The sequence below is a fragment of the Pedococcus sp. NPDC057267 genome (assembly GCF_042668795.1).
Lineage (GTDB): Bacteria > Actinomycetota > Actinomycetes > Actinomycetales > Dermatophilaceae > Pedococcus.
On record NZ_JBHUYG010000006.1, the window covers coordinates 59,468 to 82,617 of the forward strand.

Sequence of the window (23,150 nt, forward strand, 5' to 3'; positions counted from 1 at the left end):
TACAGACTCGTGGACTGAGCCGGGGGTCAGACGCCAGCAACGTACGCCGTGAGGAAGTGCACGCCGTGCCTGTCGAGGTTGCCTCGGGCGCGGTCGTAGTGCTCCGTCGTTCGGGGATCGGCGTGGCGAGCGAGGATCTGGGCATCGCGCAACGGAACGCCGGCGTCCAGGGCGTTGGTGATCGCGGCATGCCGCAGCGAATGAGGGCTGATGTGGCGCGGGATGCCGGCGGCCTTCGCCACCCTGGCAACCATTCGATACACGTCCCTCCGGTCGACGGGATTGCCCGTGAGCGGGCGCAGGATCAGCCGGCCGCTGGTCCGTTCTCCGCGGCAAGCTTCCAGGACGCGCAGCACTGGAACGGTGACCGGCATGGTGGCAGGTTTGTTGCCCTTACCGACCAGGTGCAGCACCCGATGACCGCGCAGAGTCTCGGCGTAGTCCTCGATGCGGACGGCGGCTGCCTCTGAGGCACGCAGGGCGTTGATGCCAAGCAGGTAGGCCAGCGCACCGTGGTGGACGGTGATCGTCTGCGCAACCTGAAGGAATCGGATCAGTTCGAGCCGGTCCAGTCCCTGCGTGCGGGACTCGTCGCGATGCACCTTCGGCAGCCTCGCGTAGACAGCCGGGTCGGACGGAATCAGGCCGTCGATGTGGGCGAACCGGAAGAAGCCGCGCACGCCGTGCATCATCGTGACCACCGAGGAGTCCATGAGCCCGCGGTCGCCGAGCTGGCGAATGTACAGCTCCACATGAGCCCGCTGGACGGCCACCAAGGGGTCGAGACCGTGCACCTCGCACCACGTGAACCACTCCCTGAGCTGATACTCGTACAAGGCGTGAGTGTGCCCGGAATAACGGGCCAGGTATGAAACCGCGGCGAGTTGCGCCGTCGACATCGACGTGGGCTGGAACGGCAGGAGAACAGTTGACTCCGGCATGGCTTCACCTCATGCGGCGATAACCTGAACCGCCCGACCCCGCCCGCCGCCACCGCGACCAGGCACTCGGACCCAACGAACATAACCCCGGCCTACCCACGGCCGATGCGGCGGTTAGACGCGCCTTGTCAATGTGAGCTCGTTGGCAGCCAGCGCTCTTGTTACGAAGGCAGCTGTTGCTCGGCTTCCTCTCGCTTTCGAGACCTTCGCAGCCGGTAGATCGCGGTCGGAATCAGCACGATGGTCAGGACCGCGGCGGCGCCAACGAAGAGCCAGTCTTCTGCGGTAACGCCGGCTTGGTCGACGACCGCGCCACCCGTGAGGAGAACCGCGACGCCCAGGCAGGTCATGGCTAGGCACACGAGGGCGGCTACGGCTGACCCGATTGCGTAGGCGAGGTAGAGCGGACGATTCCGGACCTGTCGGCGGTCGGCCCAGTCGGACCGCATCGCGGCGAGGGTGGCCTGCCTGGCGGTCGCCCTCGGGATGAGCTCGGCCCCGGGGATGCGATCGGGCGCCCGGCTGGCAGCGAGGGTCTGCCAGATGCTGTCGGGCAGGCCCAGCAGCTCGAGCAGCGACGCGACGGCCGGCTCATCGAGCCGGTCTTGGCGCAACAGGGCGCGCAGGCTCGGCAGGTGAAGGTCCGGGTTCAGCGCCGCGATCGCGTCGCAGACCTCCGACTCGAACTCCAGTGGTTCACTGACGATGGTCTCCCACGCGGTGCCCCAGGACCAGCTGACCTCCAGCGACCCTCGTCGCCAGATCTGAAGTCCGACCGCCGAGCCGTGACTCCAAATGTGGACAGTCCGTTCCCGCCGCTTCGCAGCCCCGGATATCGCAGCCGCCAGGACGTCGGCTTGCGCGTCCTCGTCATGTGCTGGGATCGCCACGGTCCAGCCGGGGTCGAGGGGCAGGATCCAGGTCGGCCCCGCGATCGCGGCCGCCATCCGGACCATCGCCGGATCCCCACGGGTAGCGACCACGCACCGCTCGGGTTCAGGGGCCGCGAGCTCGGGAAGATCCAACAGCCCGTGCAGGCGGTCCCAGAACGACTCGATGTCGAGGTCGTCCTGCGTCAACAGCGACCGCACAGCACCCAACGCATCCTCCGGCCCGAACAGGTGCACGAGGGCGTCGGCCAAGGCCGTCATCGCGATCGGGTCAGACGACAGAGCCCACTCGCGCCGCTCAGGTGTGCCACTGGCCCGTACGAGTTCGACCCTCGATCCGGACCGCGTGGGATAGGCCCACAGGTAGGCGGAGAAGCCGAGATCGTCGATCCCATCGAGGTCGTCAGCCTCCAGCCACACGCACGTCCAGCCGGAGGCGGCGGTTGGCCCGACTAAGCCGTCGATGTCGGCCCGCCGGAGCGCGGCGACCACGTCGTCATGGCCGGCGCGAACAAGGAGCACCCGCGCATCCAATCAGATGGGCTCGAGCCGGCCGCACTACACGTAGCGGATCACGCGGTGTTCACGCGGCGGAAAGACACACCTCCTTAAACGCGCCACGAGTGGACGATCCACGGGCAACTCTCATTCCGTGATTCCTTCTCGTCGTTCGCATCAGCGTGAGGCTGAGCGGGGAAGACGGGATACCGTACGAGAGCCGCGGGTTCGTCCATGGCCGGCTCGTCGTCGAGCTAGGCGGCAACTTCGGTTTTGTACCTCTCGGGATGAAGACGCCCACGGCCCGGTTCAGAGTCCGAGCCGACTCGCGAGGCGCGTACTGACTCGCACTCTTGCAGCGCGTGGCAGTCGTGATCCCCATATGGCAAGTGCGACCCCGCAACCTCGTGGCCCCTATTGCAGGGCCCTTGCCCCTCGCGTGCACGGGTTGAGCGGTGAGCCGGGTGAGACACTTCAAGGCACAACCAGCCTGCGCGCGGTTCGTGATTGATCCGGGCTTCTGGGCATGCCAGTCCGACGGTTCGGCGTAGACCGGCGACCGTCTACCGCTGCTGACCTGGCGCCGAGTTGGTCATCCTCCATGTCGCTTTCGATAGTCCTGGAGCAGGGGCTCAGCCGCGGCGGCCAGGTCAAGAAGGCCCTGGAGTGCGCGATCCAGAGCCTCCCTCTGATCGACCTCGCCGGATGCCACCTTGGGTCGCATCCCCTCGATGTCGCCTTTCAAACTCGAGATGGTTGCGAGCAGGTCGGTGGCGTTCGCGGGTTGGAATGGTCCTCGTCCAGGCATGGACCAAGCATGCCTGGACCGCCTGCCGAAGCAAGCCAGACACGGGTGAAGGCGCCCACAACCCGACACCGGAGTGATGTCACGCCCGCCGCCGCCACGCGACGGACCGACGCACGCCGAGTCCTGGAATGATGCACCCATGTACTTGGGTGACAGCCACCTCGGCGGCCATACTCACGTTGACTTCCTGGTTCGGGAGTTCGACGCGGAGCTCGAGCGAATCATCAAAGTGCATCGCTACATAGTCAAAGTGGCGGCACGGGACTTCGACGAAGAGTACGAGCGCTTTTTGTCCATGCACAACTACGAAGTAGACGGCTATGACGGTGGGGATGCCATCTGGGACGCAGAGCAGACCCTTGGCGTTAACCCTTGGGCTGTGGAGCAACATCTCGGTCTTCTGTCCCTGGCGCGGGCCTTATCGCTAGCTGAGATTGTCATGGCGCGGCTTGCTGCTGCCTGCTGGGAGCAGCCTGAGATCACTGTGTTTCCCAAGGGCAAGACATGGCCCCGAAGGTGGGAGCGTGAGTTCTATCGGACGTGCCTCAACGTGGAGTTCGATCCCGAGGCAAGCGGCATGGGAACTTTGCGTTCCCTGCGGGACCTCTACGTGCATGGATACGGGGTGCCAGTCCACGAGGAACACCAACACGAGCTTGCGGCGGCCCTTGCTCAGCACTTCAGCGCCGAACCTCCTACACAAGAAGAGACGAACTTGGGTTACGAGGGCGTTGCTAGCTTCTTTGGGCCTGATGCAAGGTTTGATGCCGAGACGGGGGTCACGGACGATATCCGCTTCGGGCTTCCAGAGGCCAACGTAACTCCCTTAGCCACCTATCGGGCACTCAACCGGATCGGCGAGCGGGTGACGGGCGCAGCTACCGCAGTTCTGAGCGGGCCGCGTAACGATGTGCAATCCTCGCGATTTGTAAAGACTGTTTCAGCTTGGTGGCAGCGCCAAGGGGGTCTGCCCACTTAAGAGCCATCGCGGCGATAAGACTCACCTTCAGTGGGCCTGTTCCTCGCATGGCCTCGGGGCAGGCCCACATCAGTCGGGTCTCTAGCTGCGCCGTCAGTCGAAGGGACCTGAGCGATTCATGCCACTTTGTCGGCTAGGCAGGGCAAGATCGGTGCGTGGAAACCTTCAAGCGGACGCCGCTGCAGCTGTTCAACCTGCCGCAGCACTTCGTCATCCCGCTCTTCCAGCGCCCTTATGTGTGGAAAGAGGATGAGCAGTGGGAGCCACTCTGGAAAGACATCCGGCGCGTGGCGGAGCTCCGGATCAACGAGCCGCACCTGAATCCGCAGCATTTCCTCGGCGCCGTCGTCTTGCAGGCCCATGAGGCTGGCAGTAACCGGGTGACGACCTGGAACGTGATCGATGGGCAACAGCGCCTGACGACACTCCAGGTGTTGACGGATGCCGCCAGCGCGGTACTTGCTCAAGCAGGGGCAGTCCGTCTGGCAAGTCAGCTCGAGTCCTTGACCCACAACTCGGCGAACTTCATTCCTGAGGGCGAGAGCAGGTTGAAGGTGCGTCACCTCAACAATGACCGCGATGCCTTCGACGAGGTAATGGGTGCGGAGCCCCCGATCGACTACACCGACCTCACGCATCATGAGTCGCGCATCGTCAAGGCGCACCAGTACTTCACTGCTGCGGTGACGCAGTGGCTGGGCGATCCGAAGGTTGACGCGTTCGCGACGCGAGCCGAACACTTGGCCGGTGTCCTTCAGTCGGACTTGCAGTTGGTCACCATCGAACTCATGGCCTCGGAGAATTCTCAGGAAATATTCGAGACGCTCAATGCCCGCGGAACTCCACTGACGGCAGCTGATCTGGTTCGAAACTTCGTCTTCCAGAGGTTGGACGCCGAGGGTGAAGACACTAAGAGGGCTTACCGCGAGGACTGGCCCTTCGAGACGAAGTTCTGGACGCGAGAGGTCAGCGCCGGTCGCTACTTCGTCAGCCGGAGTTCCCTGTTCCTCAACCAATGGCTCATCTCTCGACTGGGGGAAGAGGTCAGTCCCCAATCGACCTTCGCCCGGTTCAAGTCCTACGTCGAGCACCAGGCCGGGCAGAAGATCGCGGACCTTCTGCCCGTTATCAAAGAGCAGGCCAGGCAGTACGAAGCGTGGACCGAAGCGGCTGCACGCACGGGCGGGAACCTGACCCCAGTCGAGATGTCGGTCTACCGGATGCAAGCCAGTGGCATTGAACTTCTCAAGCCGCTATTGCTGTGGCTTCACGAACCGGGACGCAAGCTCCCGCAGAGCGTCATCGACACGATTGTCTCCGCGGCCGAGAGCTGGGTCGTGCGCCGGCAGCTGCTCAGAATGACCAGCTCCGACCTCGGCCGCATCGTCGCCGACATCATCAAGACACATGAATCAACGCCCTCCAGCGAGTTGGCGGATCGCGTCGTGACGCATCTCGCTCGCCTGAACGTGACCAGCACCTACTGGCCCGGCGACGAGGAGGTCCGTAGTGCGTTGGAGTCCGAGCCAGCCTATCGGCGCTTTCCCCGGGCACGACTCCGTGCGTTCTTGGAAGCGATCGAGAACGCCTACCGTGCCGAGACCGGGCAGCCCCAAGTCGAACGGGTCGGCTTCCCCGTTGAACACATCCTGCCGCAGAAATGGCGTGACAACTGGGCAGTCGCCACGCCCGACGAGGAGCAGGAGCGGCAGGCTCGCGTGCACCGCTTGGGCAACCTCACTCTCCTCACGAGGGCCCTCAACTCGAAGGTGTCCAACGGGCCGTGGCCTGCCAAACGCAAGGCGCTGCTGGAACACAACACGATCAAGCTCACCGGTCGCCTGGTGGAGCAGACGCAAGCCAAAGAGTGGGACGAAACGCTGATTGATGCGCGGACGCAGGCGCTCATCGAGACGCTGCTTCGAGTGTGGCCGGTTCCTGAAGGCCACAAGGGGCAAGTCGTCGACCCCCAGACCAAGGCCCAAGACTGGGTGGAGATCAAGCACCTTGTCGAGGCGGGGCTATTGGCGCCCGGCGACAGGTTGATTGCGACGCACCGTGACTTTGCAGGATTGGAAGCGACGGTCGGCAACGACCTCCGGATCCATATCGACGGAAAGTCCTTCGGAACACCGTCTGGTGCGGGTCATTACCTCCGGAAGCGGGCGACAAACGGCTGGTACTTCTGGGCGGTGGCCGACGGACGACGCCTCCGCGACGTGCGTGCAGAGTTGCTCAGCCAGAAGCCCGTCGACGCCAGCAACCCGAGCGGAGAGTGATCTTCCGGAAATCGCCCCACTCCTGATCAGAGAGTTCCTAGCCTTGCCTCATGGCAGGGGACAGGGACATCGTCAGGGCAATCAACTCGGGTTCGATTCCTTCTGAGGACTTGGTCAGCAGGGATGCTTGGGCTCGGTTGTGCGCGGTGCGGGGTCGCAACTTTCGCGAGTTCGACGAAGAGGCATGGCAGGAGCTGTGCTCTCGTCGCGGCTATCTGCTCTACCGAAGAAGCCCCCGCGGCTTCTGACGCTGTCACAGTTGACTTGGCGTACCGGGTCCGGTGACCGCATGTAGGTACGCGTTGACAGTGGCCCTGAGGCGCGCCATTACCCCATGTCCGCTGGGTGCGAAAGGCCGGGGGCGGGGTGCTTCACTTCCGCGACTGCGGCACCGAGACTGAGCGGGTGCACAACATCGACGTCGTGTGGCCGCGGATCGCTCAGCACGCGGGTGAGACGTTCTATACCGCGACAGGTCTTCACTTCACATACCGTGTGCCTGGCCAGTACCTGAGAGTCACTCGAGACGGGCGCGAGATCAATCGCTCGCTCTCACGAACCAACTTTGCCAAAGCACTCAAGGCAATGCCGGCAGACCGCCCGAGCGGCATCTCGCAACGTCAGGGGTCCGCCTACACGTGGGCGATCCTCATGGATCCCCGGGTGCGTCTGGACGACTGGTAGAAGGCTTACCTCGGCCAAAAGTCTGTAACGGTCGGCAGGGATCGCCGGCCGTGCCCCGCTCCATCCTTCAGCGGCGGTATGACGCATCGCAAGAGTTGGTCCAGTCGCCGGAGTGGCCCGGGCGGTGTCACCTCGGCGGGCACCTAGTCGCAGGGTCCGCGTCATGACTCAACGCTTCGGCGGGAGCTCGCGGGTCGCCTCCATGAGTCTATCTGCGTATGCCTCCGCATTGCGACGCACAAATTCAGGCGTTACTCGGCGCCACAGGGCGAGTGCCACCAGGGAGACAACGAGGGGAAATATGAATGGCGCAAAGGAGGGGCGATCGCTAAAGAGGCCCCAGATTCCGATGGCTGTGGTCGCCATCAGCGTGAGACAGCTCACCATCAGTCCCAGTGCCTTGAGACCGTACAGGTTACGCGCGAACCCGAAGTTGCAGTTCTCAAGGTCGAGAAGGCGGTGGCCACCCTCCGCCCGGACCCTGGCCTTGACCCGGTCCATCGCAGCTCGGTAGGTCGAGTCAGCGGCGCCGGGGTCGGCCAGTTCTTCGAGGTCATCCGCAAGACGTGGATCCGGGCCTATGGCGCGTTGAACCTCTTCGTGACGCTGACGAATCTCCGCCGGAGTGTCCGCACCTGCGAAGCGGAGTCTGGCCACCGTAGGCATTCCTCCCCAGGACTCATACAGCCGTGTCTGAACCCGGTTTCCGGCATCCCGAGCCACTAGGGCCGCGTAGGTCGTCAGGCCGACCGCAACCAAGCTCCAAAGTTTCTGGGCTCCCGGCACTACGGGCAGCAGCGCAATGCCGAGTGCGAGCCCGGGCGCGGCCGCAAGAACTGCTGGAGCAACCCGGGCGCGGAGACTGTAAGTGTCTACCCCAACCACCGGTTAGTCCTCAGCGAGTGGGCCGATCGCCGTCGCTGGACCGTACCCCGGTCGCATAGGCACGTCGGCGGATTTGTGAACGAGGTTCTTGCTTTCCGTCGCGTATGGCTCAACATTCCGGCGTTGAAGGGCATTGGTGACCTTGGGTGAAGGATGTTTCTTGGCTCATCCCAATCGGGGGTGTAAGAGTTGGGGTCTGAAGCCGCCGGTCTCGAGCAGGCTTCGGGCGATGTAGTTGGTCAGGTTGCGGAACCCGAGTGCGGAGCCGCGCAGGTGTTCGAGCCGTCCGTTGAGCGCCTCGGTCGGCCCGTTGCTGGTGCCGGGTCGTTCGAAGTAGGCGAGCACGTCAGCGGCTTGCTTCTTCAGGGTCCGGCCCAGGGTGGTGAGCTCGGTGAGCACCTTGGGGACGCCGGCGCTGAGGTCGGTGATCAGCTTCTCCATGAGCTCGCGGCCACGTTGCCGGTCCTCGTGGCGATAGGCGGCGATCATGCGCTGGTAGACACCCCAGGTCGCCTCGACCTCGACGTGAGCGTCATCAACGAACAGCGCGCGTAGCCTGTCGCTCTGCTTGTCGGTGAGCAGGTCCGAGCCGGTGTGCAGCGTGCGCCGCGACTTGTAGAGCGGGTCGTCCCTGAACCCACGGTGCCCGTGGATCGCGAGTTGGACCCGGCGCCGGCACCTGTCGAGGGCGTCACCGGCCAGGCGCACGACGTGGAAGGGATCCATCACCGTGACCGCGTCCGGGATCTCCTCTGCAGCGGCTGTCTTGAACCCGGTGAAGCCGTCCATCGCGACCACCTCGACCGCGTCACGGAAGGCGTCGTCGCGGTCGGCGAGCCAGGTCTTGAACGCCGCCTTCGACCGGCCCTCGACCATGTCCAGCAGCCTTGCTGGGCCGGCGCCATCGCGGACCGGGGTGAGGTCGATGATCACGGTGACGTACTTGTCGCCACGCCTGGTGTGGCGCCAGACGTGCTCATCGACGCCAATGACCTTCACGCCCTCGAACCGCGTGGGGTCGTTGATCAGCAGCCGCTTGCCTTCAGCCAGGACCGCGTTGTTGGCGGTGTCCCACGCGACCCCGAGTCCCTCGGCGACACGGACGACGGTGAGGTGTGCGACCACGATCCCTTCCAGCGCCCACCGCAGCCCGGTGCGCGAGAGCTTCGCGCGTGGCTCCGCCGCGGCGCTGGTGTCTTGGCGCCACACGTGTCCGCAGTCGGCACAGCGGTAGCGGCGCACTACAACTTCCAGCACGGTCGGTCGCCAGCCCAGCGGCTCGTGGGCCAACCGCCGGATCACGGTGTCACGAGCAGCGCCTTCGCTGCCGCACCGTCGGCACCACTGATCTGGTTCCACCACGCGGCACGCGAGGACCGCACGATCCGGTTCAAGTCGTTGTCCGGTCACGCTCAGACCGAGGCCGTCGAGTCGAGCGAAGGCGGTCAGGTCAGGGCGGCCGAAGCCGGCCGGCGGGGTAGCGTCGGACACGTCGAGGTCTTTCGGATGGATGGCGTAGGAACCTCCGTCGTCGGGAGACCTCGACGTCTATCTGCGGACCGACGCGCCCGGCCGACCTACACCGTCATCTGAGAAGACCCCTGAAACGTCTTCGACGACGACGGGACCGGCGAGGAGGAGGGCGCGGTGAGCTAAGAGAATGGAGCTTGCTCGGCTTCGACGCCGCCGAAAGCTCCGGTGAAACGGTCGGTACTGGTCGGTCGTCGGCGGTCACCACCGGATGGCGGCGTCCCCCACGCTCGGCGTTTGCGCAGGTCAGCGGCTCGTTCGCCCCGTGGGCGCATCAAGCGATAGACGCAAAGCCGAAGTGATTAGGTCGTCGGTTCGATTCCGACAGGCGGCTCCGGCGCACAGCCCCTGACCTGCGGAAACGCAGTGCAGGGGCGGTTCGGTTCTGGTGGTCGCGCGATGCGCTGGCCTCACGGCTCTGCCCGACACCGACGTCGCTCTCCTCTGCGACGGACCCCTCGCCGGCTGAGCGCTCGCGGCCGGCATCCTGTCCGTGTGCCGATAGGCCTCGCACCGCTCGGGAACGCAGCGTGGCGTTGCGTCGCGACCTGGCGACGGCTCGGCGGGGCGCGATCGTCTCGTGCGTTGGCGGACTACGGGAGCTTGGACGCGAGGACGTCGGCCGCCAAGATCTCGGGTGCTGCGCCGAGGAGGTGCTGGTTGGCCATCAGGGCTGCGACGATGGCGCCGTTGGCGTGGGCGTCGCGAGCGGCCTCGTCGGGGAATGCATCGAAGATCCAGAAGGTGTCGGCGTGGGTCCTGACCGCGAACCAGACAATCGTTCCCACTTCTTCGTTGGCGAGCGCGACAGCGCCGGCGAGCAGATCGGCGAGCGCGTCGTGCTGTCCATCGGCCGCGACGATCTTGGCGACGAAGGCATACGGAAGTGATGCGGGTGTGGACATGAGGGGTTCTCCTAGGTGTCGAGGTTTCTTGGTGAAGCGAGTTCAGCGTATGGCGAGCAAGGGCATGTGAGAAGTGGCGTATACGGCAGTATTGCTATTGTTCGCGCCATGCGTATCGGACTGATCGCGATCGACGGCTGCTTCGGTTCGGCTGTCGCGTCGGTCATCGACATCGTGCGGGTGGCCGACGGAGCCCGCGGCGATGTCGACCCGCGGATCGACCCGATCGAACTCGCCATCCTCGGACCGAAACGGAGAGTGACCACGACGGCATCGATGACCCTGTCGGTGGACCACCCGCTGTCGGAGTCCGCAGAGTTCGACGTGGTCGTCGTCCCTGCGCTTGGAACCCTCACGGCCGCCGCTACCAACGACGCCCTCCAGAGCCGAGATGCTCGTTCGGTCATCGCCTCGCTCGGGCGCCTCGACGACGCGACCACCCGGATCGCCGCGGCGTGCACCGGCGTGTTCGCTGTCGCCGAGACCGGACGGATGCATCATCGGCGGGCGACGACCAGCTGGTTCCTGGGGCCGGAGTTCCTGAAGCGCTATCCGACCGTCGCCCTCGATCTCGACACCATGGTCGTGGTCGACGGGAACCTCGTCACCGCCGGCGCCGCGTTCGCCCACATCGACCTCGCGCTCTCACTCGTGCGATCGATCAGCCCCGACCTGGCCCAACATGTCGCCAAGCTCCTCATCATCGACGAGCGTCCGTCGCAGGCGGCCTTCGTCGCCTACGAACATCTCCGGCACGAGGACCCGATCGTCGTCGAGTTCGAACGCTTCGTGCGCGCCCGCCTGGACGAACCGTTCAACGTCGCCTTCGTCGCGCAGTCGCTCGGCACCAGCCGGCGCACCCTCGAACGACGAGTCCGTGCGGCGCTCAACCTCACTCCGCTCGGCTTCGCCCAACGGCTTCGCATCGAACGAGCTCGGCACCTCTCAGCAACCACGGACCTCACCTCCGCCGAGATCGCGCTACGGGTCGGCTACGCGAACGCCGAGACTCTGCGCTCCCTCCTGCGCAGGGAGCGACGCCGTTCCTGACCTATCGCCATGCCTGTAGCCGGTGTCCTAGTGCTCGACTGGAACCACCTCTCAGCACGTCGCGTCGACGCTTCTGCGTCGCCCCTGGACGACCCACTCGACACGCCCGCAGCACAAGCCATGTGACGTGTCCCGGCTTCCCGGACGGTCGGGGTTGGGTGGCTGTGATGTCGCTGCGTTCTCGTCGAGGGGGTCAGCAGACTCGATCAGGGTCGATTGGGATGAGACGCGAAGGCGCTCAGGTCAGGGCGGCCGAAGCCGGCCGGCGGGGTAGCGTCGGTCACGTCGAGGTCTTTCGGATGGATGGCGTAGGAACCTCCATCGTCGGGAGATCTCGACGTCTATCTGCGGACCGACGCGCCCGGCCGACCTACACCCTCATCTGGGAAGAGCCTGTTTCTTGTCGTTGAGCGCGGAACTGATGAATGCCTCGGTGCTGAAGAGGTTCTCCCCGGGGCGACCGAAGATCCGGTTGAGCAGGCTCGGTGAAAGGTTACGACGGCTGCCATGGTGGGGAGCCTGAAAGAAGTGCAAGGGCGTGTCGGGAAAGGACCCCAAAGTGCGCTCGTACTCGTCCCAGGCGCGGCCTAAAGCCTCGATCCCCGCGTCTCCTGTGAAGAGCATTCGCTCTCCGTCGACAGTCAACAGAGTCACTACAGATGAGTCGTTCCTCGGACCCGAGTCGCCGTCCTCGCCGAGAGTCTCGAACGGCAGGCTTGGCAAGGCGCGGGCAAGCAGGTCCGTCGCCTTCTCCATGATGGAAGCCGACTGCCGCGCGCTTGCCCGTCGCTGAGCCGCTACGCCGGCGGCTTCCTCGGCCAATTGGGCTTGAAGGAGCTCCTCGTAATATGCACGAGTGGGACCCAGCACCGCGATGTGACCATTGAAGCGAGTGAGCCCGGTGAATGGTTCTGTAATGCTCACACCCAGTTCTGCGGCAGTGCCGATGAGTGCGTCGACCACCTCGATGTTGCTCACCTCGAGCGCCGAGTCCACATGGTCGTGTGGCACATGAAGGAGCAGCTCACCAACGGTGACCTCGCCTTCCCGGGCTAACTCCATGATGGACGCTAGCCCGTTGATGTGATCCTGATCGGGATGCGTCGAAATCATCAAGTCGATGTGGCTCGTGTGGTACCAGCGCTGCAAGTGTTCGACTACCGACTCGCCCGTGTAGCTGAATCCGCCGTCGATCACCACAACACGCTGGCGACCAGAGGCCTCGCTGAAGCGCATCGTGATGGCATCCCCGCTCTTCGAGCCGAGGTCTCCGGTCCGCTCAATTGGCAAGAAATCAACTTCGTACATGCATCCCCCTGTGGTGACGACTGCTGGCCATGGGAAACCGTACTTTGCTCCTCTGACATGCGACCCGAGTCTCGGCCGCTGAGCGCGAAAACTTCTGGCGGCCGGGACGGAAGGGAGCCTTTGAAGGTGCAGCCGCAACGTGGCACCGGCGCGACGGCAGGTCCTTCTGGGCGAAGTGCCGCTCCCTGAAGCCTGACTTCCGTATGGTGACCCGACGGGCTGCGTAGTCCTCTTCGTCAAGGAGAGGAGCATCGTGACCGACGGACTCAACCGGAGCGACCGCCCGTTCGTCGTGGTGACTTTGGGAGCTGGCGCACTCTGGCTGCTGCTGACCACTGGTGCCTGGCTCGCGTTCGCCGTCCGGGGTAGCAGCCCGGCCGAACCGACCGTTCCCGCACCATTGGTGGCTTTCGCGCACCCGACCGACCTGACGGCAGCGTGGGGCGCTGGTGCGCCATCCCCGTGGTTGTACTGGTCTTGCACGCTAGTCGTTGCCTTGACTGCGGTGACCGCGGGCGTAATCGTGTGGAGGCGCCCACGAAAGGCAGCGAGCGCGGCGCTTGACCTTCGAGGGTGCGCCTCGCGTCGTGAGGTCCAGGCGGGCGCGGGCAGGGCGACGTTGTCGTCGCGGGCGTCCACCCTGCGCCCGGGCCGGACCAAGCCTGCCTTGACGGATCTGGGCTTCCGGTTGGGCTCTTCCCGCGGGGTCGCGGCCTACGCGACGGTTGAGGACTCGATGGTCATCCTCGGCCCGCCCCGCTCCGGGAAGGGCATCCACCTGGCGATCCCCATGGTCCTGGACGCCCCCGGCCCGGTGCTGACGACGAGCACGCGCCCGGACAATCTCGCGGTGACGATGCGTGCCCGCGCCGCTCGTGGCCCGGTGGCGGTGTTCGACCCCCAAGGTTTGGCGCGCGGCATCCGGTCGGCGACCCGGTGGTCGCCGATCCGCGGGTGTGAGGATCCGCACGTGGCGATGGTGCGGGCGAAGGCGTTGACGAACGGTGCCGCGAACGGGACGACGGACTCCAACTTCTGGCAGGCGTCTGCGGAGCAGGCGGTGCGCTGCATGTTGCACGCGGCCGCGCTGGGTGGGTGCACCTCGGCCGACCTGTACCGGTGGTCGCTGTCCGCGTCCCAGGCCAGGGAGGCGGTGGTGATCCTGTCCTCCCACCCGCAGGCGGCCGATTCGTGGAACGAGGCGCTGGAGGCGGTCATCAGCGCGGACCCGCGGCAGCGGGACTCGGTGTGGGCGATGGTGACGATCGCGTTCGCCGCCCTTGCCGACCCGAAGGTGCTCGATGCGGTGTCACCGGCGCCGGGGGAGCAGTTCGACCCGCACGCGTTCCTGACGGGGAACGGCATGATCTACCTGCTGGGGACCGCGACCGGTTCCGCGGCGACGGCCGGGCTGGTGGGCGCGTTCGTCGAGGACGTCGCCGAAGCCGCCCGCCGGCTCGCCGCCCGGTCCACTGGGTCGCGGCTGGACCCACCGTTGACGTTGGTGCTGGACGAGGCGGCCAACTACCCGTTGCCGTCGCTGCCGTCGCTGATGTCCGACGGCGGCGGCACCGGCATCTGCACGGTGGTGGTGCTGCAGTCGTTGGCGCAGGCCCGGCACGTGTGGGGTGAGCACGCGGCGTCGGCGATCTGGGACGCGGCGGTTGTCAAGGTCATCCTCGGGGGCGGCTCGAACGCACGGGACCTGCAGGACCTGTCCACCTTGATCGGGCAGCGCAATCACACGTCCACCACAACCAGCCGGGGCCGGGACGGTCACCTGTCCCGGTCGACGTCGACGACCAAGGTTCCGATCCTGGAGCCCGCGCAGTTGCGGACCCTGCCGTTCGGGACGGCGGTGCTGCTGCTGCGTGCGGCGCGTCCGATCGCGCTGACGCTGTCACCGTGGACGGATCGGCCGGACGCCTCGGTGCTGACCGTGCACCGAGGCGTGGTCGAGCGGGAGATCTACGATGCCGCGACCGCGTGACGTCGGACCGCTGCACGTTCCATCCCTGACCGTGCGCGAGCGCGACGCGGTGATTCCGGACCTTCGCGACTGGGTCGACCGGCTCGCCGACCGGTTCGCCCTCGACACCCGCGTGATCCCTCCCTGCTGGGAGCAACACAACGGGATGGTCGAAGCCTTGTCGGCGTTACGGGACCACGAACGCGGCTCATATGCCGCGGACGCCGACCCCCGCGCGGGCGTGGACTGGCTGCGCGCCCTGCGGGAGGTGCGGGCCCTGCTGACCGAGCTGGCCGGCCTGACACAGTGCAGCGTGCACCAGCACCGCGACCCCGCGCCGCGCCGGCCGCTCAGCCCGTCCGCAACTCAGCCGGCCTCGGCGCGCTCCTTCGCTGCCGCCGAGCCGAACCGACCCGTCTCGATCAACGAAGTTGCTGACGGGTCAATGCGTTCGAGCCGTGAGTGACCCGAGCGGGTGCGTAGACCCGGTGAGGCGGGATGGCCCCGCCGGGGAAGGCAACCATGGCGGACACCCCTGCCACCCGCTACAGCTCGAGCCAGGCCCAGCTGCTAGGCATGGCCACCGCCGCCCAGCGCGGCCTCGATTTGGACGACCCGGCCGACTTCTACTACCGGCAGGGCACACGTGACGCGTACGCGTACGCCGCCGCGCTGCTGGTCACCGGCCGGCCCGGTGACGCCACGCGCGCTGCCGCCGACCGGGTCACCCACCTCCTGGGGGAGGGCATCACCGACCTCGGCGTGCTGGTGCAGGCCACCGCGATCACCGCGCGGCCCCCGACCGGCGTGGACTGGGTCGGGAAGGTGTCGTTCGACCGGCTCACCAGGAACCATCCGGGCGTCGACCACGACCTCGGCTACCAGTGGGGCGCCCGCCGCGACATCCGCATCTCCCACCGCCTCACACAGGACGCCACCGTGGGCCTGCTGTACGCCTACGACCGCACCTGGGACGAGTACGCCATCCTCGACCCCGCCGCCCACGTCGAGACCGTCGCCCGCACCTTCCACGCCGCCCTGGACACCGACCCGCACCTGCCGGTGGCCGAGTTCGTCAAACTGCTGCGCCAACACCCCCCGACTGTTACGGCACAGCCGGACCCGCCGGCGGTGCAGTTGTGACCGGGGCCCGGGTCGACGTGCCGGCCGTCCGCGCCGCCCACCCGCTTCCCGACGTGGTCGCCGCCGCCGGGGTCGAGCTGCGACGTCAGGGCCGCGGGTGGATGGGTTGCTGCCCGTTCCACGACGACACCACCGCGTCCCTGTCCGTCGACGGGATCCCGGACCGGTTCCACTGCTTCGGCTGCGGCGCCTCCGGGGACGTCATCGACTTCATCCAGCGCCTGCACGGCCTCACCTTCCCGCAGGCGGTCGAGCAGCTCGAGCACGGTATGCCGGTCACGAACTCGTGGACCCCGGCCCACCATCGGCCGGTGGCCCCGGCCCAACCGGACGGGCCACCGCCCGACCGGGCGTACGAGATCAACGCCCTCGCCTGGGAGCACTACACCCGCTCGGTCGCTCACGACGCCGCAGTCGGCTACCTGCGCCACCACCGCGGCATCGACGTCACCGCCCTCGAACTCCAGCTCGGCCGCCCGGTGGTCGGGCACGCCGGCACCGGCTGGACGACCATGACCGACCGGCTGCGCGCGGCCGGCGTCACCGACGACGACCTGCTCGCCCTCGACCTGGCCCAGACCACCCGCCGCGGCCACCTGATCGACACCCTCCGCGACCGGATCATCCTGCCGGTCACCACCGCGGACGGGCGGATCGCCGGACTGCTCGGTCGCGACACCAGCGGCCACCCGCGAGCCCCGAAGTACCGCAACCCCACCCGCACCGTCACCTACGACAAGGCCACCACGTGCTACCAACCCAGCCCCAGCCACCCGGGCGCGGCGGTCGTCCTCGTCGAAGGCCCCTTGGACGCCCTCGCCGTCGCCGCAACCACCGCAACCGCCGCACGCCACCACGAGCTGACCGCCCTGGCCACCGGCGGCGTCGCCATCACCCCCGCCCACGCCGCCCGAGCGGCACACCTCACCCGCGGCCCGCTGGTGATCGCCATGGACGGAGACACCGCAGGCCGTGACGGCACCACCCGGTGGGTTGACCTGTTGGCCGTGCAGGCGGGCAGGCCGGTCCTGGTCGCCGACCTACCCGACGGCCGGGACCCCGCCGACTGGCTCGCCCAACACGGCTCCTCAGGCCTCGCACTCCTCGACCCCGCACGGGCCGGAACACCGGGCGGGCTACGCCAACCCGGGCGCGAGATCGTCCGCGCCGTCCTGACCCGCCACCCCCGCGACCCCCGACACGCGGTCACCGCGGCGCTACAGCCGCTCTTCGCGGTCGTGCCCGCACGTCAAGCCGACGACCTTGCCACCGGTGCCATCGCCGAGATGAGCAGGCAGGGCTGGAACGCCCACCAGGCCTTCACCCGCCACCTCGCCGGCGCTCGCAACGCAGCGCGCGCACCGGCATACGCGCTCGGCCCATCGCTCTGACAAGCCCGCACCCGAAACGGAGACCGACCGTGCCCGCCACCACCCAGGCCCTGCTCGACGAGGCCACCAACCACCTCACCGCCGCCGCAGCCCTCGCCCGCCACGAAGACACCCCCCGCGCCCACGCGCTCGCCGGCTTGATCCAGCTCATGCGCGCCGGCATCGCCCCCGGCACCTTCGACACCCCGGACCCCACCCCCGGACCGGCCACAGTCACCGGGCGGCTGCGCGCCGTGCTGGCCGCGCTTGACGCCGTTGACCCGCTCGACGGGCCACCCGACCTGCTCGCCTGGTCCTGGCAGGTCGCCGACCTGATCCACATCCTCGACCGCGACCGGGCAGGCCGGTCGTGAGCGCCACCACCGCGGCGGACCTGCTCGCCCGCGCCCACCACCTGGCCCTGGTGCTGCGCGACAGCCACGACCCGATCACCCTGACCCAGTGGGAGCAGTTCGACGTCACGCTCCACCGGGTGCTGCACCAGACGCTCGGGGTCGACGGCGGCAACGTCCGGCTGCGTGACCCCAGCCGAACGGTGCTGCGATCCGCGCTCCGCAGTTTCCCCGACCCATTGCGGCCACCGGCGACCACGCCCGCCGACCCCGCTCAGGACGCCCGGGCCGCCGTAACCAGCGAGGACGCCCCACGCCGTGAGGACGCCTCCGGACGGCTGCGCGTCGTTCGCGACAACGACGCCGCCCCGGCTCCGCACGGTCGGGATCGTGACGGCCGCTCCGACATCACCCCAGCCGATCCGGCCGACCCGCACCCGCTCGCCCGGCTATCCGTCACCCTCGGCGCGCTGGCCGACCAGCTCAACGTCGCCCACCAGAGCGGCCAGGCCGTCCTGGATACCCCCGGCGAGGCCGCCACCACCGCCCGGCACCTGCTGGCGATGGGTCGCACCGCCGCGGGCCGCACCCTCGCCGCGATCCCATACACCGACGCCGCCCGGCCGCTCGCGATCGCCCAGTACACCGAACGCGTCCTGGACGCCCTCACCGACGCCACCACCCGCCCGGTCGGCCTCGAGCGGCTCCGCACCGTCACCCCTCACCCCGACCCGGACACACTGGGGGACCGGTTCGAAGCCGCCCTCCATACCTGGGCGAACGCTGCCCGCGCCGACCTGACCCGGGCAGTGCCGGCCGCCGACGGCATCCGGTTCCTCGCCAGCCAGACCATCCACCTGAACGCCATCACCCATCAGCTGATCCACGTCCAGGACCTGCAAGGCCTCGACCCAGGCCGCGCAACGACGGTCATGCTCGCCGCCTCCGCCCGACTGGCCCAGAGGGCAGAGCCGTTGTGGGGAAAAGTCACCACCCTCGCCCGGCCGACCCTCGAGTACGTGACAGCCAGCCGTGCCCTCATCCCCGTCCTCGACGACGTCACCACAGCCCTTCAGGGCCCCTCACCGACCGCGGACTTCGACACCCGCCGCGCGCTGGCGGACCTGGCCCAGACCACCAGAACGATCGCCGACCTCATGGATGCCACGCAGACCCTGCCCGACCGGCTCGCCCGCTCCCAGCTGCTGCACACCCCCAAAGGCCGCCCCACCGTGGTCGACCTGCACAGCCGCCGAAGGCTGCTCACCCGCCCCGCCACTCCCGACGACGTCACCGACCTGGCCCACACCTGGACCCTGGCTGGCGGAGCCACCGGCGCCGTCGCTGCAGGGCTTCACGGAGTCCTGACCTCGCAGGCCGACCACACGCTCCGTGCGCTCGCACCCATCGAACGCACCCTCTGACGCCAAGGGCCCGTCGCGCATGGTGACCCCCGGACGGGCGTAGACCAAGCAAACGGAACGGGAGGCGACCATGAGGAACGAGAAGCCGCAGCCGGCGACGTCGACGATGTCAACATGTGATCGCCTCTGGACGATCGACGACGTGTCGGCCTTCCTCGGCGTGCCCGTCCAGACGCTCTACCAGTGGAGGCACCGCAGCGAGGGGCCGCCGTGCATGCGCTTGGGGAAGCACCTACGGTTCGATCCCGACCAGGTGCGCGCGTGGCTCGCCAGCAAGGTCGCCTGACGTGGCGAAGGTGACGCGCGACTCTCGAGATGGCCGCTGGCTGGCCCGCTGGCGCGATCCCGCGGGCCGCCAGCGCAAGAAGTCGTTTCGGCGCCGCGTCGATGCTGAGCGATTCCTGGTCGAACTGCAGGCGGAGACGTACCGCGGTCGATACGTCGATCCCACGGCCGGCAAGCTGTTGTTTCGCGACTACGCCGACAAGTGGCTGTCCGGTTTGGGCCATCTCAAGGCGACGACGGCCCAGCGCTACCGCGAGGTCGCGCGAGGCTATGTCGTGGCCCAGTGGGGAGAGTGGCCACTGGCCAGCATCGCGCGCTCCGACGTCGCGGCCTGGATCGGCGAGCTGCACAACCGGGGACTGTCTGCCGGAACGATTCGCAAGGCCTACCTCGTGGCGTCGTTGATTCTCGATGCCGCCGTCGCGGATGGGCGCCTTGGCCGGAACCCGGCCAAGGGCGTACGGCTGCCTCGCCAGGTTCAGCGGGAGCCCCACTTCATGACTGCCGAGCAGGTCGGACGGCTGGTGGAAGCCGCTGGCCCGCACGGGCTGGGCATACTCACCTTGGCTCTCACTGGGCTTCGTTTCGGCGAGTTCGCGGCATTGCGCGTCTCTCGACTCGAGGTGGATCGCAGCCGTTTGTACGTAGCCGAGGCAGTCACGGTCGTGGCGTCGCAGTTGGTGTGGTCGACGCCCAAGTCTCACGCGCGCCGCCATGTTCCTGTGCCGAGGTCCCTCCTGCCGCTGCTCGTAGAGGCGTGCGCGGGCAGGGAGCCCGAGGAGTTGATCTTCCCGTCTCAGACGGGCGGGCCCATCCGGTTAAACAATTGGCGTCGCCGCGTGTTCGACAGGTCGTGCTACGACGCCGGGCTCGTGGGTTTCACGCCACACGACCTGCGGCACACCGCCGCGTCGCTGGCGATCTCGGTCGGAGCCAACGTGAAGGCCGTTCAGCGGATGTTGGGTCACGCGTCGGCTGCCATGACGCTGGACATCTACGCCGGACTGTTCCCGGACGACTTGGACGAGGTTGGATCCCGTCTCGACGCTCTTGTGCCACATATGTGCCACATCCGGGAAAGTGACCCCTCAGAGGAAAAGGCTGCCGACCCCGAAAATGCTACTTGACCTGCGGAAACGTGTGGTGCCCTCGGGCAGATTCGAACTGCCGACACCCGCTTTAGGAGAGCGGTGCTCTATCCCCTGAGCTACGAGGGCGGGGTGGTGGCTGGTCTCGTTAGCGCTGGAGGCGCAGAAGCTGAGCGCGGTGGAGAACTGCCGCAGGAAGGGTATCCGACACCGGGCCTCGGGCCGACACGCATGGGCGCAGACGGCAGAGCACGCTCGAGGCTCAGCCGCCGCCGGTGATCATCCAGTAGTGGACGAACCGGAGCTGGTCGTCCAGGACGGCGATGTCGATCTCCTCGTCGGCGCCGGGGCAGCCCGGGCAGCTCACGGCATACGACACGACATGGCCGCGCTGCAGGATGGCGCCGGTCCGGTGGTACCGGGCACCCATCGCGAACAGGCTGCGGTTGACCTCGACGATGCGGTCGCGACCCGTCACCGGGGCCGCACCGGGGCCGGGCTCCTCGTACACGGCATCGGGCGCGAAGTGGGACCCAAAGGTCGTCCAGTCCCCGCGCCCCAGCGCCGCGAGCGTGCCGTCCACGACCGCGACGACCTTGGCCGACGCCAGCCCGGATGGTGGCTCCTCGTGGCCGACGGCATACCCGCCGGCCGCGCCGGCCCCTCCCGCCAGAAGGGCCGCCGCGACCACGGCCACCCACGGCCGAGCCCAGGCCCGACTCCGAGTCCGCCCGATTCCCTCCGTCATGTCCCTCGCCTCCCCGGCCGCGCCACTCTCCGGTGGCGCCCTCCAGCCCCGCCCGCGACACCCGCCTCGGCGCGCCCCTGCCGTGCGGTGACACCCCCAGCGTCCGCCGGCCGCGGCGGGGTGGCGCATGACCAAGGGCCCGCGTCGCAGTGTGGGCACGGCGACCTGCTCGCGAGGACGGGTGGGCGCACATCACCCGTTCGGTTGAAATGTCCACATCCGTGCTGGTCGGCGGCTTGTGCCCCCGCATACTGGACCCGCCTCGGGCGGTCCCCTCTCGCGTTCGGGCACCCACGAACCCGAACACCCCCCGAAGGATCGCTCGATGCGCCTGTCGCTCCGCGCACTCGCCGCCGCCCTCGCCCCCGTCGCGCTGGTGGCCGCCGCCACCGTCGCCGCGCCGCAGGCCGCCAGCGGCGCCACGTCCGGCTACAGGCTCGCCTACGCCAGCCTCCCGAACGGCACCGCCCCGGTCCTGCGCTGGAACCCGTGCCAGACCGCCATCACCTGGAAGGTGAACCTCGCCGCCGTCCCCGCGGCCGCCCGCGACACCGTCCTGAGCGAGACGAAGTCCGCCGTCGCGCGGGTCTCGACGGCGACGCGGATCGCGTTCTCCTACAAGGGCACGACGAGCGAGGTCCCCCAGCCCGGCTCCGCATCGAGGCAGTCCGCCGAGATCATCATCGCGTGGACCACCCCGGCGAAGACGGCCTACAGCCTCGCCGGGGCCACGGCCGGCCAGGGCGGGTTCAGCTACGCCTGGGCGTCGCACTGGGTCAACGGCCGCACCACCTACACGTATGCCGCGCAGCGCGGCTTCGTCGTCCTGGACACCCCGCAGGCGTTCGCGCAGCTGCGCGGCGGCTTCGGGTCGGGCCTGCGCCGCACGAACCTGCTCATGCACGAGCTCGGCCACGTCATGGGGCTGCAGCACGTGAGCGACACGCGCCAGCAGATGTACCCGACGCTGCGGCCCACCTCGCCCTACGCGTACGCCACGGGTGACCTCGCCGGGCTGGCCAAGCTCGGCCGTGGTGCCGGCTGCCTGAGCACCGCCGGCCTGCCGTACAAGGACCTCAGCTAGTCCGACCCCCGAACCCGATGCCCGTCCACCGTCGCCCGGTGGGCGGGCGTCGTGCATCCACCCGCCGACAGGCGGCGCCACCCGTTACCACCGGACTCGGCTCTTTACTATCTCTTTACTTTTACATGGGGTCGCCTTTACCTGAACGGACGAGTTGACGGTGCCCCGAGGGCTGATGTGGAGGACTGCCCCCAGCGACCACGATGGGTATCGGCTCCTTCGGGGGAGGGAGCCCGGCCCGGGCCCCGCCTCAGTCCTCCAGCTGGGGGCTCGGACCAGTGACCGACCCGGTGGCGTACGCCCCTGAGACGCCACCGGGTCCTCTCTCTTCCTCGCACGAAGGAGTGCAGCGATGTCCACGACCGCAGCGGTCCGAGCGGTGACGGCCGGCGTCGCGGCCGTGGTCGCCCTGGGCGTCGTCGCCGTCGTGGCCTCGTCCCACCACGCGAGCGACGCCCCCACCACGCGGACCGGAGCCCTCCAGGTCGTCGCCGGGGCCGGGGGAGTCGCCGCGGCCACGCCGGTCAAGGACGCTCCGTGGGCGGCTGCCGACAGCATCCGTGGCCTCGCCCCGGGGCAGCTGCGCACCGTCGAGGTGACGGTGACGAACCCCGGCACGACGGCATACCGGGTGCTCGAGCTCACGGCCACGCCACGCGACGCCGGCCCGGACTGCCGCGCCGACCGCTCGCTGGTCGTGAGCTCCTATCGCTCGGACCGGACCGGCGCGCCCACGTACGTGGTGCCGCGCGGGTCCAGCATCCGCATCCCGGTGACGGTCATGCGGCTGGCGCTGCCGGGGCAGGACACCTGCCGCGGCGCGACCTTCCCGCTCACCCTCACAGGGGTGGTCAGCCCGGGACGCGCGGCCACGAACGCCGGTTGACGGGGGTCCCGGGAGGGCGGAGGCCCTGGGCAGGGCGCAGGGC

General features: G+C 68.0%; 21 protein-coding genes and 1 tRNA gene. 14 read left to right on the forward strand and 8 right to left on the reverse strand.

Annotated elements, in window-relative coordinates; translation table 11 throughout:
- Positions 1-26: 26 nt before the first annotated feature.
- On the reverse strand, positions 27-941 hold the full coding sequence (locus ACFUC1_RS02980) for a tyrosine-type recombinase/integrase (RefSeq protein WP_379116459.1): 915 nt from the start codon (positions 939-941) through the stop codon (positions 27-29).
- Positions 942-1,102: 161 nt separating this feature from the next.
- Positions 1,103-2,353 (reverse strand): hypothetical protein, encoded by a 1,251-nt coding sequence (locus ACFUC1_RS02985; protein ID WP_379116461.1) that lies wholly within the window; start codon positions 2,351-2,353, stop codon positions 1,103-1,105.
- Between the two features lie 923 nt (positions 2,354-3,276).
- Here ACFUC1_RS02985 and ACFUC1_RS02990 point away from each other — a divergent pair.
- The 3 genes from ACFUC1_RS02990 (at position 3,277) to ACFUC1_RS03000 (ending at position 7,079) form a co-directional block, all read left to right on the forward strand.
- Positions 3,277-4,116 carry a hypothetical protein gene (locus ACFUC1_RS02990; protein ID WP_379116463.1) on the forward strand — a complete coding sequence of 280 codons (840 nt, stop codon included), beginning with the start codon at positions 3,277-3,279 and terminating at the stop codon, positions 4,114-4,116.
- 155 nt (positions 4,117-4,271) lie between these two features.
- Complete coding sequence (locus ACFUC1_RS02995; protein WP_379116465.1) at positions 4,272-6,395, forward strand: DUF262 domain-containing protein; 2,124 nt, start codon at positions 4,272-4,274, stop codon at positions 6,393-6,395.
- Positions 6,396-6,800: 405 nt separating this feature from the next.
- Complete coding sequence (locus ACFUC1_RS03000; RefSeq protein WP_379116467.1) at positions 6,801-7,079, forward strand: hypothetical protein; 279 nt, start codon at positions 6,801-6,803, stop codon at positions 7,077-7,079.
- 168 nt (positions 7,080-7,247) lie between these two features.
- Here the strand turns inward: ACFUC1_RS03000 and ACFUC1_RS03005 are convergent, their stop codons facing one another.
- The 3 genes from ACFUC1_RS03005 to ACFUC1_RS03015 form a co-directional block, all read right to left on the reverse strand.
- Positions 7,248-7,736 carry a hypothetical protein gene (locus tag ACFUC1_RS03005; RefSeq protein ID WP_379116469.1) on the reverse strand — a complete coding sequence of 163 codons (489 nt, stop codon included), beginning with the start codon at positions 7,734-7,736 and terminating at the stop codon, positions 7,248-7,250.
- A 393-nt stretch (positions 7,737-8,129) separates the two neighbouring features.
- Entirely contained in the window at positions 8,130-9,455 is a 1,326-nt protein-coding gene (locus tag ACFUC1_RS03010) for an ISL3-like element ISPfr2 family transposase (RefSeq protein WP_379116471.1), read from the reverse strand.
- A 632-nt stretch (positions 9,456-10,087) separates the two neighbouring features.
- Positions 10,088-10,399: a putative quinol monooxygenase gene (locus ACFUC1_RS03015; protein ID WP_003941073.1), complete on the reverse strand. Its 312-nt coding sequence runs from the start codon at positions 10,397-10,399 to the stop codon at positions 10,088-10,090.
- Between the two features lie 108 nt (positions 10,400-10,507).
- Here ACFUC1_RS03015 and ACFUC1_RS03020 point away from each other — a divergent pair, with 108 nt between their 5' ends.
- The gene (locus tag ACFUC1_RS03020; RefSeq protein WP_139982422.1) at positions 10,508-11,449 is read left to right on the forward strand and encodes a GlxA family transcriptional regulator; all 942 of its coding nucleotides are present in this window, start codon (positions 10,508-10,510) and stop codon (positions 11,447-11,449) included.
- A 378-nt stretch (positions 11,450-11,827) separates the two neighbouring features.
- Here the strand turns inward: ACFUC1_RS03020 and ACFUC1_RS03025 are convergent, their stop codons facing one another.
- Positions 11,828-12,757, reverse strand: coding sequence for a ComEC/Rec2 family competence protein (locus tag ACFUC1_RS03025; RefSeq protein WP_379116474.1), 930 nt, complete (start codon positions 12,755-12,757; stop codon positions 11,828-11,830).
- 790 nt (positions 12,758-13,547) lie between these two features.
- Here ACFUC1_RS03025 and ACFUC1_RS03030 point away from each other — a divergent pair.
- From ACFUC1_RS03030 to ACFUC1_RS03065, 8 genes are all read left to right on the forward strand, one after another.
- Positions 13,548-14,747: a type IV secretory system conjugative DNA transfer family protein gene (locus ACFUC1_RS03030; protein WP_379116497.1), complete on the forward strand. Its 1,200-nt coding sequence runs from the start codon at positions 13,548-13,550 to the stop codon at positions 14,745-14,747.
- 31 nt (positions 14,748-14,778) lie between these two features.
- Positions 14,779-15,192 carry a hypothetical protein gene (locus tag ACFUC1_RS03035; protein ID WP_379116477.1) on the forward strand — a complete coding sequence of 138 codons (414 nt, stop codon included), beginning with the start codon at positions 14,779-14,781 and terminating at the stop codon, positions 15,190-15,192.
- Between the two features lie 56 nt (positions 15,193-15,248).
- Positions 15,249-15,869, forward strand: coding sequence for a hypothetical protein (locus ACFUC1_RS03040; protein WP_379116479.1), 621 nt, complete (start codon positions 15,249-15,251; stop codon positions 15,867-15,869).
- On the forward strand, positions 15,866-17,260 hold the full coding sequence (locus ACFUC1_RS03045) for a CHC2 zinc finger domain-containing protein (protein ID WP_379116481.1): 1,395 nt from the start codon (positions 15,866-15,868) through the stop codon (positions 17,258-17,260). The genes ACFUC1_RS03040 and ACFUC1_RS03045 overlap by 4 nt, the downstream gene beginning before the upstream one ends.
- 29 nt (positions 17,261-17,289) lie before the next feature.
- Positions 17,290-17,613, forward strand: coding sequence for a hypothetical protein (locus tag ACFUC1_RS03050; protein WP_379116483.1), 324 nt, complete (start codon positions 17,290-17,292; stop codon positions 17,611-17,613).
- The gene (locus tag ACFUC1_RS03055; RefSeq protein WP_379116485.1) at positions 17,610-19,016 is read left to right on the forward strand and encodes a hypothetical protein; all 1,407 of its coding nucleotides are present in this window, start codon (positions 17,610-17,612) and stop codon (positions 19,014-19,016) included. The genes ACFUC1_RS03050 and ACFUC1_RS03055 overlap by 4 nt, the downstream gene beginning before the upstream one ends.
- A 70-nt stretch (positions 19,017-19,086) precedes the next feature.
- Positions 19,087-19,302 (forward strand): helix-turn-helix transcriptional regulator, encoded by a 216-nt coding sequence (locus ACFUC1_RS03060; protein WP_379116487.1) that lies wholly within the window; start codon positions 19,087-19,089, stop codon positions 19,300-19,302.
- A gap of 1 nt (position 19,303) precedes the next feature.
- A complete protein-coding gene (locus ACFUC1_RS03065; RefSeq protein ID WP_379116489.1) occupies positions 19,304-20,428 on the forward strand; it encodes a tyrosine-type recombinase/integrase in 1,125 nt (374 codons plus the stop codon).
- Positions 20,429-20,442: 14 nt separating this feature from the next.
- On the opposite strand, the gene ACFUC1_RS03070 is transcribed toward ACFUC1_RS03065, so the two are convergent.
- Both ACFUC1_RS03070 and ACFUC1_RS03075 read right to left on the reverse strand, forming a co-directional pair.
- A tRNA-Arg gene (locus ACFUC1_RS03070) sits at positions 20,443-20,518 on the reverse strand.
- A gap of 133 nt (positions 20,519-20,651) precedes the next feature.
- Entirely contained in the window at positions 20,652-21,137 is a 486-nt protein-coding gene (locus tag ACFUC1_RS03075) for a nuclear transport factor 2 family protein (protein WP_379116491.1), read from the reverse strand.
- A gap of 325 nt (positions 21,138-21,462) precedes the next feature.
- Between ACFUC1_RS03075 and ACFUC1_RS03080 the strand changes: the two genes are divergently transcribed.
- Together ACFUC1_RS03080 and ACFUC1_RS03085 are read left to right on the forward strand one after the other, a co-directional pair.
- Positions 21,463-22,221 carry a matrixin family metalloprotease gene (locus ACFUC1_RS03080; protein WP_379116493.1) on the forward strand — a complete coding sequence of 253 codons (759 nt, stop codon included), beginning with the start codon at positions 21,463-21,465 and terminating at the stop codon, positions 22,219-22,221.
- A gap of 352 nt (positions 22,222-22,573) precedes the next feature.
- Complete coding sequence (locus ACFUC1_RS03085; protein ID WP_379116495.1) at positions 22,574-23,107, forward strand: hypothetical protein; 534 nt, start codon at positions 22,574-22,576, stop codon at positions 23,105-23,107.
- Positions 23,108-23,150 lie beyond the last annotated feature (43 nt).

Bases quoted from the DNA above. Each gene is read 5' to 3' on its own strand.
- ACFUC1_RS02980 (WP_379116459.1), bottom strand. From the start codon at position 941: ATGCCGGAGTCAACTGTTCTCCTGCCGTTCCAGCCCACGTCGATGTCG.
- ACFUC1_RS02990 (WP_379116463.1), top strand. From the start codon at position 3,277: ATGTACTTGGGTGACAGCCACCTCGGCGGCCATACTCACGTTGACTTC.
- ACFUC1_RS03015 (WP_003941073.1), bottom strand. From the start codon at position 10,399: ATGTCCACACCCGCATCACTTCCGTATGCCTTCGTCGCCAAGATCGTC.
- ACFUC1_RS03020 (WP_139982422.1), top strand. From the start codon at position 10,508: ATGCGTATCGGACTGATCGCGATCGACGGCTGCTTCGGTTCGGCTGTC.
- ACFUC1_RS03025 (WP_379116474.1), bottom strand. From the start codon at position 12,757: ATGTACGAAGTTGATTTCTTGCCAATTGAGCGGACCGGAGACCTCGGC.
- ACFUC1_RS03030 (WP_379116497.1), top strand. From the start codon at position 13,548: ATGGTCCTGGACGCCCCCGGCCCGGTGCTGACGACGAGCACGCGCCCG.
- ACFUC1_RS03040 (WP_379116479.1), top strand. From the start codon at position 15,249: ATGGCGGACACCCCTGCCACCCGCTACAGCTCGAGCCAGGCCCAGCTG.
- ACFUC1_RS03060 (WP_379116487.1), top strand. From the start codon at position 19,087: ATGAGGAACGAGAAGCCGCAGCCGGCGACGTCGACGATGTCAACATGT.
- ACFUC1_RS03075 (WP_379116491.1), bottom strand. From the start codon at position 21,137: ATGACGGAGGGAATCGGGCGGACTCGGAGTCGGGCCTGGGCTCGGCCG.
- ACFUC1_RS03080 (WP_379116493.1), top strand. From the start codon at position 21,463: ATGCGCCTGTCGCTCCGCGCACTCGCCGCCGCCCTCGCCCCCGTCGCG.
- ACFUC1_RS03085 (WP_379116495.1), top strand. From the start codon at position 22,574: ATGTCCACGACCGCAGCGGTCCGAGCGGTGACGGCCGGCGTCGCGGCC.